Source organism: Aerococcus mictus, assembly GCF_003286595.3.
In the GTDB taxonomy this organism is placed as follows: domain Bacteria; phylum Bacillota; class Bacilli; order Lactobacillales; family Aerococcaceae; genus Aerococcus; species Aerococcus mictus.
Genome location: NZ_CP132985.1, coordinates 1,150,323 through 1,169,711 on the forward strand (window position 1 = coordinate 1,150,323; position 19,389 = coordinate 1,169,711).

Annotated in this window: 13 protein-coding genes; 2 read left to right on the top strand and 11 right to left on the bottom strand. The window is 39.3% G+C overall.

Annotation, left to right across the window (positions count from 1 at the left end):
- Nucleotides 1–17: 17 nt before the first annotated feature.
- Nucleotides 18–4,925: a MucBP domain-containing protein gene (locus tag DBT49_RS05365; RefSeq protein WP_181573613.1), complete on the bottom strand. Its 4,908-nt coding sequence runs from the start codon at nt 4,923–4,925 to the stop codon at nt 18–20.
- A gap of 396 nt (nt 4,926–5,321) precedes the next feature.
- Nucleotides 5,322–5,726 (bottom strand): pyridoxamine 5'-phosphate oxidase family protein, encoded by a 405-nt coding sequence (locus DBT49_RS05370; RefSeq protein ID WP_370664338.1) that lies wholly within the window; start codon nt 5,724–5,726, stop codon nt 5,322–5,324.
- 158 nt (nt 5,727–5,884) lie between these two features.
- Between DBT49_RS05370 and DBT49_RS05375 the strand changes: the two genes are divergently transcribed.
- A complete protein-coding gene (locus DBT49_RS05375) occupies nt 5,885–7,540 on the top strand; it encodes an Rqc2 family fibronectin-binding protein (RefSeq protein WP_111872352.1) in 1,656 nt (551 codons plus the stop codon).
- Between the two features lie 147 nt (nt 7,541–7,687).
- Nucleotides 7,688–8,299, top strand: a complete 612-nt coding sequence (lexA, locus tag DBT49_RS05380; RefSeq protein ID WP_070560123.1) for a transcriptional repressor LexA — start codon at nt 7,688–7,690, stop codon at nt 8,297–8,299.
- Nucleotides 8,300–8,384: 85 nt separating this feature from the next.
- Here the strand turns inward: lexA and DBT49_RS05385 are convergent, their stop codons facing one another.
- The 9 genes from DBT49_RS05385 to era all read right to left on the bottom strand — a co-directional run bounded on the left by DBT49_RS05385 (nt 8,385) and on the right by era (nt 19,385).
- Complete coding sequence (locus DBT49_RS05385) at nt 8,385–8,900, bottom strand: adenine phosphoribosyltransferase (RefSeq protein WP_070560121.1); 516 nt, start codon at nt 8,898–8,900, stop codon at nt 8,385–8,387.
- Nucleotides 8,897–11,215: a single-stranded-DNA-specific exonuclease RecJ gene (recJ, locus tag DBT49_RS05390; protein ID WP_070560119.1), complete on the bottom strand. Its 2,319-nt coding sequence runs from the start codon at nt 11,213–11,215 to the stop codon at nt 8,897–8,899. Before recJ ends, DBT49_RS05385 begins: the two co-directional genes overlap by 4 nt.
- A 39-nt stretch (nt 11,216–11,254) precedes the next feature.
- Nucleotides 11,255–12,070, bottom strand: coding sequence for an SDR family NAD(P)-dependent oxidoreductase (locus tag DBT49_RS05395; protein WP_070560117.1), 816 nt, complete (start codon nt 12,068–12,070; stop codon nt 11,255–11,257).
- Nucleotides 12,057–12,980, bottom strand: a complete 924-nt coding sequence (rnz, locus tag DBT49_RS05400) for a ribonuclease Z (RefSeq protein ID WP_070560115.1) — start codon at nt 12,978–12,980, stop codon at nt 12,057–12,059. The genes DBT49_RS05395 and rnz overlap by 14 nt, the downstream gene beginning before the upstream one ends.
- Nucleotides 12,981–12,990: 10 nt before the next feature.
- Nucleotides 12,991–14,325 (bottom strand): GTPase ObgE, encoded by a 1,335-nt coding sequence (gene obgE, locus DBT49_RS05405; RefSeq protein WP_070560113.1) that lies wholly within the window; start codon nt 14,323–14,325, stop codon nt 12,991–12,993.
- 30 nt (nt 14,326–14,355) lie between these two features.
- Nucleotides 14,356–16,449 carry a glycine--tRNA ligase subunit beta gene (gene glyS / locus DBT49_RS05410; protein ID WP_070560111.1) on the bottom strand — a complete coding sequence of 698 codons (2,094 nt, stop codon included), beginning with the start codon at nt 16,447–16,449 and terminating at the stop codon, nt 14,356–14,358.
- Nucleotides 16,442–17,368: a glycine--tRNA ligase subunit alpha gene (glyQ, locus tag DBT49_RS05415; protein ID WP_060778291.1), complete on the bottom strand. Its 927-nt coding sequence runs from the start codon at nt 17,366–17,368 to the stop codon at nt 16,442–16,444. Before glyQ ends, glyS begins: the two co-directional genes overlap by 8 nt.
- A 304-nt stretch (nt 17,369–17,672) precedes the next feature.
- A complete protein-coding gene (recO, locus tag DBT49_RS05420; RefSeq protein ID WP_070560109.1) occupies nt 17,673–18,440 on the bottom strand; it encodes a DNA repair protein RecO in 768 nt (255 codons plus the stop codon).
- A gap of 33 nt (nt 18,441–18,473) precedes the next feature.
- On the bottom strand, nt 18,474–19,385 hold the full coding sequence (gene era / locus DBT49_RS05425; RefSeq protein ID WP_070560107.1) for a GTPase Era: 912 nt from the start codon (nt 19,383–19,385) through the stop codon (nt 18,474–18,476).
- Nucleotides 19,386–19,389: the final 4 nt, after the last annotated feature.

Consider the following 19,389-nt stretch of genomic DNA (forward strand, 5'->3'; position numbering starts at 1 on the left):
TCTGTAAAAGTAAAAAATTAAATCTTTCTTTTCTTAAAGACTCTAACACCTACTAGAGTAAGAGCTAGCCCAAAAACTGATGTCAGTGAAGATGAGCCGATAGACCCAGTCTTAGGTAGGCTAGAGGAAACATTCGTTGGTGTAGTAGCTAACTGAGTATAATCACTTGGATTATCAAAAGAAGCGTCTCCTTCTTTTTCACTTTCCTTAGCTTGTGTGTTCTGAGTAGAAATTTTCTTGCTGGTTTCTGGTAACACTTCTACTACCTTGTCAACTGAATCTACTTTCTTAACCTTATCATTCGTTTGGCGGCTATTATGTTCTTGAACAGGTTTTTTAATATCCTGTAACTTCACATAGATATAGGTGACTTCTTGCTTGATATTCTCGATGTATTGGCCTTGCGTACTCTTACCTGCCTTATCAAAGTGTGCTCCATTCTTAGCTTCCACTTTCACTAAGCGGTAACCGGACTTATCTTTTTTAGAAGTGATGTATTGTTCAGTTGATTTTCCACTAGTTTCTGGAATATCTACTAGCTCATCAATTGAAACAACTTTTCCTTCTTCATCAACTGTTTGATAGATATGGTGTTCTTGGAAGATTCCTTTTTCTTCTACTGGTGCTTCTTCTTGAACTCTTTCGTAGATATAAGTCACTTCTTGTTTGGTATTTTCAACATAGTTGGCTTTGGTTTCAGCACCATTCTTGTCGAATTGGCCACCATTTTTTGCTTCAACTCTAGCCAGTTTATAGCCAGCTTTATCCTTCTTAGAAGTGGTGTAAGTTTCGTCTGATTTACCTTCAGTAGTCTTACCATTTTCTTTGGAATCTTCTGAAATCACATTTCCGTTCTTATCAACAGTTCTATAAATATGGTGTTCTTGGAAGGAGCCTTTCTTCTCAACTGGCGCTTCTTCTTGAACTCTTTCGTAGATATAAGTCACTTCTTGTTTAATGTTGTCAACGTAGTTGCCTTTAGTTTCGGCACCGTTCTTATCAAACTTGCCGCCATTCTTACCTTCAATTTTAACCAGTTTATAGCCAGCCTTGTCCTTTTTGAAGGTAGTGTAGTGGTCAGAAGATTTTCCTTCAGAAGTTTCACCATCGGTGACTTCATCAGTTGAAAGGATATTTCCATTTTTATCAACGGTTCTATAGATATGATGTTCTTGGAAGGAGCCTTTTTCTTCTTGAACTTTTTCATAGATGTAGGTGACTTCTTGCTTGGTATTGCCTACGTAATTGGATTTAGTTTCGGCACCATTCTTATCAAATTGACCGCCATTTTTAGCTTCTACCTTAACTAGTTTATAGCCAGCTTTGTCTTTCTTCGAAGTGGTGTAAGTTTCGTCCGATTTCCCTTCAGTAGTCTTTCCGTCTTCTTTGGAATCTTCAGAAATAACATTCCCGTTCTTATCAACGGTTCTGTAGATATGGTGTTCTTGGAAAGAACCTTTTTCTTCTTGAACTCTTTCGTAAACATAGGTCACTTCTTGTTTAGTGTTGTCAACGTAGTTGGCTTTAGTTTCAGCGCCATCCTTAGCGAACTTCCCACCATTCTTACCTTCAATCTTAACCAGTTTATAACCAGGCTTATCTTTCTTAGAGGTAGTGTAAGTTTCGTCTGATTTCCCTTCAGTGGTCTTGCCGTCTTCTTTGGAATATTCAGAGATTACATTGCCGTTTTTATCAACCGTTCTGTAGATATGGTGTTCTTGGAAAGAACCTTTTTCTTCTTGGACTTTTTCGTAGATGTAAGTTACTTCCTGTTTGGTATTGTCAACGTAGTTAGATTTGGTTTCAGCACCATTTTTATTGAATTGACCACCGTTTTTACCTTCAACTTTGACCAGTTTGTAGCCAGCTTTGTCTTTCTTCGAAGTGGTGTAAGTTTCGTCCGATTTCCCTTCAGTAGTCTTGCCATCTTCTTGGGAATCTTCAGAAATCACATTCCCGTTCTTATCAACCGTTCTGTAGATGTGGTGCTCTTGGAAGGAACCTTTTTCTTCTTGAACTTTTTCGTAGAGGTATGTCACTTCTTGTTTGGTATTGTCAACGTAGTTAGCTTTGGTTTCTCCACCATTCTTATCAAATCGACCGCCGTTTTTAGCTTCTACCTTAACGAGTTTGTAGCCAGGCTTATCTTTCTTGGAGGTAGTGTAAGTTTCTGAAGATTTCCCCTCAGTAGTCTTACTGTCTTCTTTGGAATCTTCAGAGATTACATTGCCGTTTTTATCAACCGTTCTGTAGATATGGTGTTCTTGGAAAGAACCTTTTTCTTCTTGAACTCTTTCGTAAACATAGGTCACTTCTTGTTTAGTATTGTCAACGTAGTTGGCTTTGGTTTCACCACCATTCTTATCGAACTTTCCACCATTTTTCCCTTCAATTTTAACCAGCTTATAGCCTGGCTTATCCTTCTTAGAAGTGGTGTAAGTTTTGTCAGATTTCCCCTCAGTAGTCTTACTGTCTTCTTTGGAATCTTCAGAGATCACATTGCCATTCTTATCTACGGTTCTATAAATATGGTGTTCTTGGAAAGAGCCTTTTTCTTCTTGAACTCTTTCGTAAATATAGGTCACTTCTTGTTTGGTATTGTCAACGTAGTTGGCTTTGGTTTCTCCACCATTCTTATCAAATCGACCGCCGTTTTTAGCTTCTACCTTAACGAGTTTGTAGCCAGGCTTATCTTTCTTGGAGGTAGTGTAAGTTTCTGAAGATTTCCCCTCAGTAGTCTTACTGTCTTCTTTGGAATCTTCAGAGATTACATTGCCGTTTTTATCAACCGTTCTGTAGATATGGTGTTCTTGGAAAGAACCTTTTTCTTCTTGAACTCTTTCGTAAACATAGGTCACTTCTTGTTTAGTATTGTCAACGTAGTTGGCTTTGGTTTCACCACCATTCTTATCGAACTTTCCACCATTTTTCCCTTCAATTTTAACCAGCTTATAGCCTGGCTTATCCTTCTTAGAAGTGGTGTAAGTTTTGTCAGATTTCCCTTCAGTAGTCTTGCCATCTTCTTGGGAATCTTCAGAAATCACATTCCCGTTCTTATCAACCGTTCTGTAGATATGGTGCTCTTGGAAAGAACCTTTTTCTTCTTGAACTTTTTCATAAATATAGGTGACTTCTTGTTTAGTGTTGTCAACATAGTTGGCTTTGGTTTCGCCACCATTCTTATCAAACTTACCACCATTTTTAGCTTCTACCTTAACCAGTTTGTAGCCAGGCTTATCTTTCTTGGAGGTAGTGTAAGTTTCTGAAGATTTCCCCTCAGTAGTCTTACTGTCTTCTTTGGAATCTTCAGAAATCACATTGCCATTCTTATCTACGGTTCTATAAATATGGTGTTCTTGGAAAGAGCCTTTAGGTTTATTGATTCGCTCATACCAATAAGTGATCTCTTTCCCTGCAGGTTGCCAGCCGCTAGTCCAGTAGGATAATCTTTGACCTTTTGGCATATCGTTAAATTTATAACGCTTTTTTCCATCATTCGAGAATGATAGAATTCCTTTGTCATCTTTCCATAAGAAATTGACACCGATGTACTTAGCATCTGACTTCACACCTGCCACTGATGAAGCGATTGGTTCTGAAACATATACTTGATAATCTTCTTCTTTAACTTTTTCTTTGTTTACCAGCTCAACGACTTTTTTATCAACCGTCTTATAATTTCTGATTGGAAGTTTAACTCCTGTAGCCTTATCCCACATTTCAATGACAATATCACCATTATCATTAACCACTGTACGACGAACAACAAATTTTCTAGAAACACTAGCTGCGTTATTATCAATCGTATTGACTATTGAAAAACCCTTACCGGCCCAATAAGTACCATTGATCTTACCTTCAGGATAGTTGGATGCTTTGACCAAACGATAATCGTCTTTATTAAACTCTTTATAAAAACGCTCTTTCGAACTGTTAGTAATATAGCTATCTCCTACAAAAGCAGGGAATTCTTGGGAAGGGGCTAATTGTTTTTTCGTTCCAACTTCTAAATAATTGACCAAAACCTTTGTCTTATGTGGCAATGATTGGTTGTATTCGTCATGGGCCCCATTATGGTATTCGTATTTATCAGGAATAACAGTTTTAACTGCTGCTGCATACAAACTCTTCGCAGAATATTTATTTGTCCGCTTCCAATCTTTGGCACGGTCAAATACTAAATATTCTCCGTTTTCATCCACTTTGAATTTTACTTTAGGTAAGTTGGCCTTAGAGAAGTTTGCATCCTGACCAAATAGAGGAAGGGGTATCTCACCATTCTTATCTAATTTATAAGTATTAATCAGCTTCTTATTCTTGTCATAAACACTTCCTTCATATTCATTTGTCTTTAAATTAGTGTTCACAGCAATGTAATAAGCATCATTATTTCCCGATTGATCTGACAGGGCGAAAACGTTAGTGACACGTTTATCTGAATCATCTGATTTTACAAAACCGACTGTTTCAGGTAATTTTGCGGGGCTTACCTTGTTATATTTTATAGGATCTTCATCATACTTAAGTTCTGTGCCTTCCACTTCAGGATCCCTTACAAAGTGCGTGACTTTTAAATTTGCATCACTTGCTGTTGGCATAGGATCTTTAGCGTTTGTAGGCGCTGCTGTTTTAACTTCTAGAGATTTTTCAGTTTTATTTAGAGAATTTTTATTAGTGTCTTTATTTTCTGGAGCTCCACCAGCATTATAATAACTCACCCTATCAGGTAAGTTATTATTTTTTTCACCTGTTATAGACGGAGCTTCTTCCTCTCTAGCGTGGCTAAGTGTATTGTCAGTATTAGAAATTTCGTCCGCATAAACAGGCCCTCCTTGAGCAAACAAAAGAGTAGCAATTAATACAGAACCAACACCCACAGATAATTTTCTGATAGAGAATCGCTGTCTTTTTTCATAATTATTCATATTATTGTTATTCTCCTTATAATATTTATAAATTATGATTATATTATACATAATTAGGGTATTTTTAAAAGCGATTTTATAAGTCTTTGATGCTAAAATTAAAAAAATAATACACCGTAAAGAGCCTATCCCTTCTATGTGATTTCGTACAATTTATAAAGCATACATTCTAATTCAGGGAATACTATTCCTAAGTTATAAATGTGATTTTTTTATATTATCTATTCCCTATGGTAAAAAAGAAAGCGCTAGAGGTCTGGTGAAAGCTTCTAGCGCAAAATATAATTTAAATTCAATCGATCTTGTTTATTATAAAATTTTTCACGTTCTTTTTGCCAAAATAATAGCCAATAAAAAAGACTGTGATAGGCTCACAGTCTTTTCGAACGTTCTCAATTATTCACCAAAAGAAAATTCTTCTTTAACGTGATTTTGAAGATGTTGGTATGAACCTTCGCCTTCATATAATTGGAAGGCTTGAACGGTTGCACGTTCTTCTTCATCTGGGTAAACATCTTGTACAAATGGGTTGTCTTTCAAGATTGCTTCAAGATGTTCTTTACCAATTTCACGAACAGTACCTTGTAAACGAATCACTTCAATGCCGTCTTCTTTTAACATACCAGTAATCGCAATTTTAGGATTATTGGTTAATTGTTTATAGAAGTTAGTGGTAGGAGCAGTCATGAAGAATACCCCGTGTTCATTCGCTACACCAACATTAGCGTAACGTGCATCTGCTTCTCCGTCTTCATTTACTGTTGAGAAAACACAAGCCCCAATATTTTCAAGAACATTCATATAATCTTTTAATTCCATATAATCATTCCTTTCTCATTACTTTATCATCATTATAGCATAATTAAGTTATAAACAAAAAGATAAGGCTTACAATCAAGGTTCTTAGTAATTCCTGGGCTTCTTTGTTATAATAATAAGCTAGGAAAGTAGGTGATTCCATGTCTTATGATGGACTATTTATTCATGGACTTATACAAGAATTAAACGCTTGCTTGGCTGGGGGAAGAATCTCAAAGGTGCAACAACCCTATGACCAAGAAATTCTTCTTACCGTTCGGTCAAATCGCAAAAAATATAAATTACTACTCGCAGCGACGCCACAAGCCCCCCGCGTTCAGCTTACTAATCACCAATATAGTGTGCCAGATACCCCACCCAATTTTTGTATGTTTTTACGTAAGCATATTGATGGGGGAAAAATCATCAATTTCAGTCAATATGAAAACGACCGCATAATTATCATTAGTATTGAAAGCAAAAATGAATTGGGGATTAGTGAACCCTATAAACTCATTATTGAAGTCATGGGTAGACGAAGTAATATCCTAGTTCTTAATCAGGATGGTAAAATTGCCGACCTCATCACAAAAATAGATATTAGCCAAAACCGATTCCGTACCCTCCTTCCTGGTGCGACATACCATTTACCTCCTCAAGGAGATAAGGTCAATCCTTTCAGTATCAACCCCAATGAATATGACCTTAAGGCTGACGCTAAAGAAATACAGAAAACCTTTATGGGATTTGGCAAAGATAGCGCGATAGAATTAGCCCAGAGACTTACTGAATCCCAAGATAAAAGTGCAACTTTTACTGCCTTTCTCAATGCTTTTGACCAATCCCAACCAACCCTGAGTCAAAATGACGGTCAGGTCACTGCAACGGCTTTCCCCTATCAAAGCCTAGGCGGAAAGCAAAGCAGTTACGAAACTTTTACCCAGCTCCTCGATGACTATTATGAAAAGAAAGCCCTCTTTTCACGAGTCAATCAGGTCAGTGAACAAATTAGCCAGGTTGTTGCTCAACGGATTAAGCATAATCAACGTAAATTAGCTAATCTTAAGCAAGATATGGAAAAAAGTAAACAGGCTGAAGACTATCAGTTAAAGGGAGAAATTTTAACCACATACCTCTTTCAAGTAGAAAAAGGTATGTCCAGTATCCAATTACCTAACTATTATGATAATAATAAGCCCATTGAGATCGCTCTCGATCCTCTATTAGAGCCTTCTCAAAATGCCCAAAAATATTTTCAACGCTATCGTAAATTAGATACGGCCAAGCGACATATTAAAGAACAAAGTCAAATTGCCCAAGCAGAATTAGACTATTTAGAAAGTGTTCAAGATCAAATTGAAATAGCTGAACCCAATGAGTTAGAAGATATTCGTCAAGAGCTCATTCGTGAAGGCTATATTAAACAACAAAAACATAATCACCATAAGCGCAAGAAACCTTTAAAACCGAGACAGTATCAAACAAGTTTAGGAAACACTATCCTTGTTGGTCGTAATAATACGCAAAATGATGAACTAACCACAAGACGGGCTAACAAAAACCACTACTGGTTTCACGTTAAAGATATTCCAGGCAGCCATGTGATATTAGAAACTGACCAGCCTAGTGATGAGGAAATCATCGAAGCAGCAACATATGCCGCCTATTTCTCTAAATACCGGCAGGCCAACAATGTCCCCGTGGACTATACACAGGTCAAGCATGTAAAAAAACCTAATGGAGCTAAACCTGGCTTTGTTAATTACTTTGAGCAAAAAACAGTCTTCGTAAGTCCCGATGCCCATTTACAAGCTTAATCAAGCAATAGAAACGAACGCACGTTTGCACAAAATTTCGAGCTATGCTACAATAAAAGCACAAATGTGAACCGCTTGAACCATTTTTATAGTAAATAAGAATGAAATGACTCGGATAATATATATGGAAAGTTTCGGTGAAACAATATGAAAGAAAGACCCCTACAAGTCTTACAATGCATTTATGATAGTGTAAAAAATCAGGGCTATCCCCCTACAGTTAGAGAAATATGTGACCAAGTAGGGTTAGCATCTACCTCAACTGTTCACGGCCATCTTAATCGCTTGGAAGCAGGTGGTTATTTATTCAAAGATTCTACCAAACCCAGAGCCTTGGAAATTACCCATAAAGGTTTAAAGATGTTAGGCGTGGACCAACCCGGTATTCCTATTATCGGTACGGTTACTGCTGGGCAGCCTATCGATGCCTATGAAGACGTTGACGGCTATTTCCCCACCCCACCAAGTCTTAATAGTCAAGATGGCGAATATTTCATGTTGCAAATTCGCGGAGAAAGTATGATCGAAACCGGTATCCTTGATGGTGACTATGTCATTGTTCGCCAACAAAGTTCGGCATCTAATGGTGATATTGTTATTGCTATGACAGATGATGACGAAGCTACCTGTAAACGTTTCTTCAAAGAAAAAGGTCACTTCCGCCTCCAACCTGAGAATGCCAGTTTAGAGCCAATAATTCTTGATGACGTCACCATATTAGGTAAAGTCGTTAGCCTTTACCGTGAACATACTTTTTAAAGCAAAAAACCGCTCTTTAAGTCATTTACACTGACTTAGAGAGCGGTTTTATTTGGATTATAAGCTTTATAGTATCTTGATACCATTATTCATAATTAATGAGGGACAGAATATCTAAATCATTGATTAGTTGACGACCTTTAAGGTTTTCTAATTCAATAATAAAGGCAGCGCCAACGACTTCCCCACCAAGTTCTTCAACTAATTTTTTAGTGCCACGAATGGTCCCACCAGTGGCCAAGAGATCATCAACAATGAGGACTTTTTGCCCAGGTTGAATAGCATCTTTATGAATTTCAATAGTATTGCTTCCATATTCTAAATCATATTCAATGCTGACTTTTTCACGAGGTAATTTATTCTTTTTGCGGGCAGGAACGAAGCCCTTATTTAAAGCATAAGCTACTGGACAGCCAACGATAAAGCCCCTAGCCTCTGGACCTATGATCACATCTGCTGATTTTTCACGAGCAAAATCTGCAATTTTATCAACTGCATATTGAAAAGCCTGAGGGTCCTGGAGTAAAGGTGTAATATCTCTAAATATAATGCCTTCCTCAGGGAAATTAGGTATATCCTTAATGTAGTCTTTTAAGTTCATAAATTATCCTCCTGGAAAAAATACCGAGTTAAATTTTCAATGGTTTCATTTAAAAGAAAGTTTTCTTTTTCAATTTGCTTTGCCCAATTTTTTAGGCTGGTTGACTCTTTCAAATCGATCTTATTCTGGCCTGGTCGAATACGATAAATCTGGCCATTTTGGTCTAAAAGCTCTGCTTCAACTAAAACTTTTAGTAATAAGTTAAGAAGAGGAAGCGGTAGCTTTAAATACCTAGCCAAGTCTGCCTTTTTTTCGGTCAAATCAAGTTCTTTATAGAAAATGAAATAACGATAAAGCAAAGCAAATTGATCGCGATTGGGCATACCAATTTTTCTTGCTGATATCGGACTATATGAAAATAGATAGATCGTTTCTATATTCTCATTATGAACGAAGTCTCTTAGCTTTTGCAAATTTTTTGGTAGTTCAAAAATAACTAACTGGCTATAATGTTCCCTGCTCTTCTTCAAGTCTTCTTCCCCTATTAAAGAAGATTGACTAGGAATCTGCCCCTTATATTGAGCAATTAAGGACTTGCTTTCAAAATAATAATAGCTTTGGGAAAGAGAAAAAATAAGGTCAGGATTTTTTTCTCTTCGCCAGTCAACGATTATTTTTTGGTCGCTAGCCATATCGAGTAAAATAGCTTGTGGCCGACTTTTTCCCTGCCAGGTATTAATGGATGCTTCGACAACCAGATCAACACTTTGACCAGCCTGTAAATAATTAGCCAAATTTCCCTTCTGAAAACCGATAACTTCTAGCTGTTGATTTTCCTTAGTCAAAGAAAATTTTAAGGTGTTCTTATCTTTTCCTAATTGCTGTGGCGTTGAGATCGATTCATTTTCGATTAAAAATATAGGTTTGGGATTCGCTGCACCAAATGGTTTTAAGCGATTAAGCTCCTGAATATTTTCTAAGGTCAATTGATCGGCATTAATCTTGGCGTCAATTGTTAAAGGAATCTTCCCTTGTAATTGCTCTTTGTAGGGCTCAACTGCCTGATAGATTGCCGCTTTCCAAGCTTCAAATTGGTCTTCAGCAATGGTCATACCAGCTGCCATGGCATGTCCCCCACTCTTAGGGGCATATTCCTTTGCAGCTTGGAGAAGCTTGAAGAGGTTGATTCCTGCAACTGAACGACCTGACCCCTTATATTCTGCCTTCTCAGCATTATAATTTAAAATGATACTAGGCCGCTGATAACGCTCTACCAGTCGACTAGCCACAATACCTAGAACCCCTTCATGCCAATTGGAATGAGATAAAATGATAATTTCTGGTAATTCTTCCCACTCTTCGACTGTCTGAATCGCTTGCTGACTAACCTGGTCAACAATTGCTCGTCGTTTTTGATTGGTCGTTTCAATGGTATTAACTAGTTCCTGACAATAATCCGGGTCGAAACTCGTGAGTAGTTCAACTCCTGGTTTAGCCGAGCCTAGACGACCTAGAGCATTAAGTCGTGGGGCTATGTTAAAGGCGATAGTTTCTTCATCGATATGGTTTAGATCAATGTTTTGACTTTTCATTAAAGTCATTAGACCAATTCTTTCACTATGAGCCATAACCTTTAAGCCCTGCTGAACAATGCTGCGATTTTCATCCTCTAAGCGGACCAGATCAGCGATTGTTCCAATAGCACAGACATCCAAATATTCGACTGGTAAGCCACCAGTCATCGCTTGGGCTAACTTAAAGGCTACTCCAGCTCCACATAAATCATCAAAGGGATAATTCCCCTCAGGGTGTCTGGGATGAACAATAGCATAGGCCTCAGGTAAAGTGTTTCCAATTTCATGGTGGTCAGTGATAATGACATTAACGCCAGCATCTTCGGCATATTTCACTGCCTCATGACCGGCAACACCATTATCACAGGTTAGAATTAATTGGACCCCTTGCTTAATGTAGTAGGCATACACTTCCTTATTAGGGCCATAGCCATCCACAAAGCGGTCTGGTAAGTAATACGTTACGTTAGCCCCTATAGATTCTAAAAGTTCATAAAGAATCGTGGTTGCTGTAATTCCATCGGCATCATAGTCGCCATAGATTAATATAAGCTCATTATTTCTAACAGCTTCTTCTAAACGATCAATGGCTTTTTGCATATCATGGAGTAGAAAGGGATCATGAAAATGAGGCTTTTCACTCAAAAAATCATTAATTTCCTGAGAGCTTTGTTTCCCTCTCTGAAAAAGTAAGTCGACAAGGAATGGCGACAATTGAGTTTCCTTAATCACTTGCTCTTTTTCTAAATCCAATTGATCAAAACTTGGCCTTAATTGCCACTCATAATTTGCCTTTAGCATAGCTAACCCCTTTCTTTAGCATCTTGATGTCTCTTGCCCTTAACGTGATTTTATCCGTGCCATGGTCCAATGGATCAAACGGTAGCCTAAGGGAATCGAAAGCGACAAGATCTTGTTTAAGTAGGCATAGTAATTAGGGACAACAACTTCCATCTTGTTTCTTTTTATCCCCTGGCAAATCGCGTGGGCAACTTCTTCTGCTTCAACCGTGAAGGTATCAACTGCCTGAATAAATTGTCCACTCGGATCTGCCAGGTCAAAAAAGGCGGTCTTTACTGGACCGGGTAAAACAGTCATTACCTGGATAGGCGTTGACCATAGCTCTTGTCTTAATCCATTAGCAAAGGCTAACAAGCCAGCCTTACTTGCTGCATAGCTAGCATTGCCAGCAGTTTGAATTCGCGCGGCAATTGATGCCAAAATCACCAAATAGGTCTTACTCAAGCCTTGGTCAAGCATAGCAATGGCGACGCGTTGGCAAAGATAGATGGCGCTTATCAAATTGGTATTGATCTGTTCCAAAGTATGGGCATCACTTTGTTGAATCACCCGTTCAAAATAGCCTAAACCAGCACTATGAACAACAATCCTTATGGAATAACGCTCAAAAGCATAGTGGACAAGACGGTCAATTGCCTCTAAATCCTTTAAGTCAGCGGGAAAAATATCTACCGCTTTTGCACCAGCCTCTAAGCATAGCTGCTTACTTTCTTCCAAGCGTTCCTGGTGCCTAGCGGTTAGTAAGAGTGAGTAACCTGCTTTGGCGAGAGCAATCGCGGTAGCCCGGCCAATCCCACTAGATGCTCCAGTAAGCAAGGCCCACTGCTCTTGCTTACCCTTATCACTTAATGGCATAGCTATCAAAATCCTTCACCACTTGGCTAGCAGGGAATATTTTTTCGGCACCTTTTTGCAATTCTTTAGCCATTGCCCCCACATAGCGTGCCGAAATATGGGTCAGGTAGAGCTGTTTTGCCCCGGCTTTTTTGGCCACCATGGCAGCCTGGCTAGCAGTGGAATGGTAATAATCATGGGCCATTTTTTCTTCACCAGCCTCAAAAGTAGCTTCATGAACCAAGACATCAGCATTTTGGGCTAAATCAATCCCAGCCTGGCAATAGCGGGTATCCCCATAGATGCTGACAATTTTTCCGCGCTTATCGGGTCCAAGGAAGTCTTTTCCTTGGAGTTCCCTACCATCTTCCAATTGAATGGTTAAACCTGCCTTTAATTGGCCTAAGAGCGGACCATTTGGCACCCCTGCTTCCCGGGCCTTATCAATTAATAATTCACCTGCTGAATCGGCTTCTTCTACCCTAAAACCATAACTAGGAACAATATGGTCTAAAGTCGCATATTTAACCGTAAATTGCTGGTCTTTAAAGGCAATCCCAGATTGGTCTAATTCCTGGTAATAAATTGGATAGGTAAGGCGGGTTTTGGAAATACCTAAGCTAGTTTGAACATATTTTTTCACACCTTTGGGTCCATAAATCGTTAAGGGAACATTTTCTCCACCTTGGAAGCTTCGACTACTTAAAAAGCCGGGTAAACCATACATATGGTCACCATGGACATGGGAAATAAATATTTTAGTTACTTTTCTGGGTTTCAAAGTTGTTTTAAGAAACTGCTGTTGACTGCCTTCACCACAATCAAACATCCACATTTCATTGCGCTCGTCTAATAATTTTAACAGGGTACAAGACACATTGCGGGCCTTGCTGGGTACCCCTGCACCAGTACCTAAAAAAGTTAACTCCATAAATATTCACCTAATCTAAAAATTCAAATTCATAGTCTAACAAGCGCACAATATCGCCTGATTTGGCTCCCTTTTCTCGCAAAGCTTCGTCGACACCTTGTTTTTTCAAGCGACGAGCAAAGCGCATAGCACTTTCATCATATTCTAAGTTGGCCATCTTGAAATCTTTTTCTATGCGTCTACCGGAAAGAATAAAGGTACCGTCACTATCCCGGTTAATATAGAAGTAAGGTTCCTCTTCTTCAATTTGATAGTTGACGTTTTCCTTTTGATCTTCTGCTGCCTTTTCTGCCTCTTGAACCTCTCTTCGTTCGGTTTCTTCATCAATCAATACAGCCGTATGGTCCATCAATTCGTTAATCCCCGCATGGGTGAAGGCAGAAATAGGATAAATTTCAGGGACGTTTAAGTCAGGATAATTGTCTGAAAAGTAAGTGCTTAACTTCTCTTTAAATTCTTCTAAATATAAAACCGCTTCGGGAATGTCCATCTTATTTGCAACGATAATCGTCGGTCTAGCAATCAAATTCTCATCATAATTGCTGAGTTCCTTATTGATTTTGACATAATCCTCGAAAGGATCCCGGTTTTCATAAGCGCCCATATCAACCACATGTAAGATAACTTTTGTGCGTTCAATATGACGTAAAAATTGCATACCTAGGCCAATGCCCTCTGAGGCTCCTTCAATTAAACCGGGAAGGTCAGCTAAGACAAATTCCTCATGGTTTCTTGTCGTTACTACACCTAAATTAGGATTAATAGTAGTGAAATGATAGTCCCCTACCTTAGGTTTTGCTGCACTGACAACAGATAGCAAGGTCGACTTTCCGACTGATGGAAAACCGACTAAACCCGCATCGGCAAGAAGTTTTAATTCTAGCTGCAAGGTTCTTTCTTGGCCAGGTTCCCCATTTTCAGCGATTTCTGGGGCAGGATTATTATGAGTGGCGAATTTGATATTACCACGTCCGCCACGACCTCCCTTAGCAACTATGAGCTCCTGGCCGTCATCCACTAAGTCACCAATCAAGTCACCTGTATCAAAGTCGCGCACTGTTGTTCCAGGAGGCACTGGGACGACTAAGTCATCTGCCCCACGTCCATAACGGCCTTTGGTCATTCCATTTTCTCCTGGCTTGGCCTTAAAGTGACGATTGTAGCGGAAATCAATCAGGGTTCTTAAGCCTTCATCCACCTTAAAAATGACATCACCGCCACGACCACCATCACCACCAGCGGGGCCTCCATCAGGACGGTATTTTTCACGGAGAAAGGCAACTAAACCATCGCCTCCCTTGCCGGCTTGAACCCATATTTTGGCATAATCATAAAATGTTGACATGGTCCCCCTCCTTTCAAATTTTTTATATTATTACTTAGCTTGTAAGGCTTGAACATTATAATGCTTAGTGATTGCTTGGTCAATTAGAGTTAGCAGTGCTAAGCGGTTGTTGCGGATATCTTGGTTATCGGTAAAGACCATGTTATCTTCGAAGAATTGAGTAATTAGCGGTGTTAAAGCGGTAATTTCCTCATAAGCTTCTTCTACCCCTTCATCTAGTCTTAAATCCGACACCGCTTGGTAGAGATTACGTTCCGAATCGCTTTCAAATAAATCTTCATTAACAAGGGGAAGTTCAACCTCTTCTTGGCTAACTTTAAGGATAATATTATTGATCCGTTGCCATGCTTCAACATTATCTTTATAGTCCTCGTCTTCTTTGTGAGCATTTAATAATTCAGCAGATTGGATGATAGTTAATACATCGATATATTTAGCTTCTCTAGCGGCTTGAGAAATATCAAAGCGAATTCCCTTGTCAGCCAGGTTATTCTTAAGCCGGTCAGATAAGAATTGGATAATGGCTTGACTCAATTCGACTTGCTTATCTTGGTCAAAGTCATAAACCTGGTCAAAGATATCTTTCAAGGCTTGATGCCATTCTAAAGGTAAGTGTTCAGCTTCTAAAATTGCTAAAATCCCAATCATTTGCCGTCTTAAGGCAAAGGGGTCGTTGGAACCTGAAGGAATTTTTCCAATAGCAAAGAAAGAAATAATTGATTCTAATTTATCACTAATAGCAAAGAGCAGGCCTAGCGGGCTTTGGGGAAGCTCACTCGCGTTACCACTTGGTAAATAGTGTTCACGGATTGCTGTGGCTACTTGGGGGTCTTCTCCAGCTTTTTTAGCATAAATTTCTCCGATAATTCCTTGCAATTCGCTAAATTCATCCACGATTTGAGTCACCAGGTCAAATTTATAGATTGCTGCGGTACGATCAATTTCTTGGGTGAAATCAGTAGCTAATTGCCCGGCAAAAACTTCATGCATGGTCCAGTTTTCATAGAGATAATGAGCGATTTTTCCAGTTCTTTCCATTTTTTGCTTCATAGAACCAATCTCAGCGTGGAAAGTCACATCAGTTAATTTTTGAGCAAAATCATCAATCGCATGCTTTTGGTCTTCTTTTACAAAGAACATGGCATCTTCTAAACGAGCCACCAGCACCTTTTCGTTCCCATTTTTAACGGTTTCGATATGATCTCGGTTACCATTTCTTAAAGCAATGAAATGAGGCAATAACTTACCTTCTTGGTCTTCCACCGCAAAATAGCGTTGGTGTTCCCGCATACTTGTAATCAAGACAGGGGCTGGAAGAGATAAGTATTTTTCATCAAAATCCCCTACAAAAGCCGTTGGATATTCAACAATTTGGGTCACTTCTTCGAGTAGGTCTTGATCAAGTGGAACCTGATAATTGTTTTCTTTGGCAAGGGCTTCAATTTGTTCCTTAATCATTTGTTTTCTCTTATCTTGATTAACAATGACAGCTGCTTTTTCCAGGCTTTCTTCATAAAGACTAGCATGACTGATTTCAACACTTTCATTATGGAGAAAACGATGACCGCGAGATAGATTGCCAGCTTCAACCGCTAAGACATTAAAAGGAATAACCTCTTTATCTAATAGGGATACAATCCAGTGAACCGGACGGATGTAGCGGAATTCGTGAGAATCCCAATGCATAGAGACCGGGAAAGTCATGTCACTGACACAAGTTTTTATTTCTGGCAATACCTCTTCAACATTGAGTCCTTCAGAACGTACGGTAACGTAGGCATAGTCTTCACCTTTTAATTCTTTAAAATAGATATCATCAACAGTGAGCCCCTTGCCACGCGCAAAACCCATAGCCGCCTTGGTCCAGTTCCCAGCTTCATCTTGGGCAATTCTTTTGGCCGGACCCTTAGCTTCTTCTTCAAAGGTACTTTGGCGGTCAGCCAATTCTTTTACTAAAACCGCAAAACGTCTCGGGGTAGCAAAAGTTTCAATCGAACCATAGCTTAAACGATTTTCATCAAGAAAGTTTTCGACCCGTTTTTGAAATTGCTCACTGATGCTACGAACATATTGGGCTGGCATTTCTTCTAAGCCAATTTCAATTAAATAGCTGTGATTATTCATGCTTACCGTCCTCCTTCAAATAGCTTTGGGCTTCTTCGCGCGATAATAAAGGGAAACCTAATTCTTTACGTTTTTCGACCATTAGACGTGCTACCCGTCTTGCCATGTGGCGAACCCGAGCCAAGTAGGCCGCACGGTCGGTCACTGACACAACGCCGCGAGCATCCAACAAATTAAAGGTATGTGAACATTTGAGGATATAGTCGTAGGCTGGGTGAACTAGGCCGTTATCGATCTGTTGATTGGCCTCTCTTTCATAGGCGTCAAAATTATTAAATAACATCTGTGTATCCGCTTTTTCAAAGGAATAAGTCGAATGTTCAAATTCAGGTTGTTTAAAGATTTCTCCGTATTTCACGCCCCGAGACCATTCCAAATCATAGACGGAATCTACTCCTTGAAGGTAGGAAGCAAGTCTTTCAATCCCATAAGTGAGCTCAGAAGTGGTCGGATAACAATCTAAACCACCCACTTGTTGGAAATAAGTAAATTGAGTGATTTCCATTCCATCTAACCAAACTTCCCAACCTAAACCAGCACAACCCATGGATGGGTTTTCCCAGTTATCTTCAACAAAACGAATATCATGCTTCAATGGATCGATCCCTAAGCTCTTGAGACTTTCGATATAGAGTTCCTGAATATTATCAGGATTTGGCTTCATGACCACTTGGTATTGATGATGTTGGTAAAGACGGTTAGGGTTTTGACCGTAACGGCCATCGTCGGGACGCCGTGAAGGTTCTACGTAACATGCATTCCAAGGTTCTGGTCCAATAGCTCTTAAGAAAGTATATGGACTCATGGTCCCTGCACCTTTTTCGGTATCATAGGCATTTAACACTAAACATCCTTGATTAGACCAGAATTGATGCAAGGCAAGAATCATTTCCTGAACGGTTTTGGCAGTAGTTGTCATCTGACTTCCTCACTCTCATTTTTATTTCAAATCTGAAATTGACAATAGACTAATTGCTGGTTTTTTGCTAGCAAAGAAAAACCCTATGTATACAAAAAGGTATACATAGGGACGATGGTTTCGCGGTTCCACCCTACTTCTAGCTCAGGCTAGCTCTTTTTTATTAATGCTCTAGTACGCCCTTCCAAGTGTTATCCGGCCTTTTCTCACTATCAAGGCTCACTTTGCAGATAGAAGACTTGTACTCCTTACTAGTTATCACATTAGTATATTATCATACTTATGATACTTCACGACTTCTAAGCTAGTCAAGCGGATTGGAAAAATTCGCCAATTTATCGATAAAGCTTTTGCTTTTCAGGTGCAAGCCCACATATTCATCATATAAATCATCGATTGCTCGGCGAATCATGGCTTGACTTTGGCTATTTAACTGAATGCTTTGTAATTTGGAAAAGTTGATTTGACTGAACAGTTTGATGAAATGTGCCGCCCGGGCCGGCCAATGGAGTCTTCTAGGATCCCTATCGAAATGCTTTTGGCACAATAGCCCATCAAAAGCAACGGAAAAATCAAAAATTCCCTGGTCCTCTTGACAAATTTGACAGGCATGCAATTGGGGCATGACCCCAAATTTAGCCAAGAGCTGAACTTCTAAAATATTAGCAATGATGGCAGGATTAAAGCCTGTTTCAATCTTATCTAAGGCCTGTTCAAGTTGAGTAAAGAGTACCTGGTCGACTTCTCTATCCGGCATAGAGGCGTCCACTAAATGGCAGAGATAGCTGGCATAAGCCATCGCTTCTAAATCACTCATGGTATGCTTGGGAAAAGTCATCGATTTGACTTCTTTAAGAAAGGAAAAACCCCGGTCATTGATCGTACCAATATATTCCGCCCGAACAAAGGCAAAGCTAGGTTGCTTTAACACATTGTTAGGTTTATGAATATTACGAACAAAAAACATGCGCTTGCCATAGGGTTGAGTAAAAATCTTAACCAGCAAATCTTTTTCCTTATAGGGCCTTTGATAGAGAACAATCCCCGGAAAAGTAGCTTGATTGATGGTCATATTCTCACTCTTTCTAGCGACTCCTAAAGTTTATTAGTAATCAGTTTTTGGGCGGTAGCCAAAATCATTGAGCAAATTACGTTTATCACGCCAATGGGGTTGGACTTTTACCCACAATTCCAGAAAGGCCTTAGAACCGAGCAAGGTCTCTATCTCACGACGGGCATTGGATCCAATTTTCTTAATCATTGAACCATTTTTTCCGATAATGATGCCCTTTTGGCTCTTTCGCTCAACAATAATATTGGCATAAATATGGACTTTGTTATACTCATCTTTTTGCATTTTGTCTACGGTTACCGCTACCGAATGGGGAATTTCTTCTCGGGTTAATTGCAAAATTTGTTCCCGAATCATTTCACTGACAACAAAATATTCAGGGTGGTCAGTGACTTGATCTTCAGGGTAATATTGCGGACCAAGTGGCATTTCCTTGGTTAACTCCTTGAGCAATTGGTCCACATTATCCCCTGTTAAAGCAGATAAGGGAATAATTTGATCAAAGATATCCTTATTTGGGATACTTTCTAAATAAGCCGCCAAGTCTTCCTTGTCTAATTGGTCGGTTTTATTCACTGCTAAGATCTTGGGCGTATCGTAAGCAGCAATTTTTTCCATAATGAAACGGTCACCTGGGCCAATTTTTTCAGTGGAATTGACAAGCATTAAAATGACTTCAACCTCATCCAATGCAGAATAGGCACTTTTAACCATGTATTCCCCTAATTCATGCTTAGGTTTGTGAATTCCTGGGGTATCGATAAAGACAATTTGGACCTCATCGGTGGTATAAATGGCATGGATTTTGTTGCGGGTAGTCTGGGCCTTGTCACTCATAATGGCTACTTTTTGACCAATAATATGGTTAAGTAGGGTCGATTTCCCCACATTGGGACGTCCTACAATGGCTACAAAGCCTGAATGATAATTATTTTGATTGAACACAAGT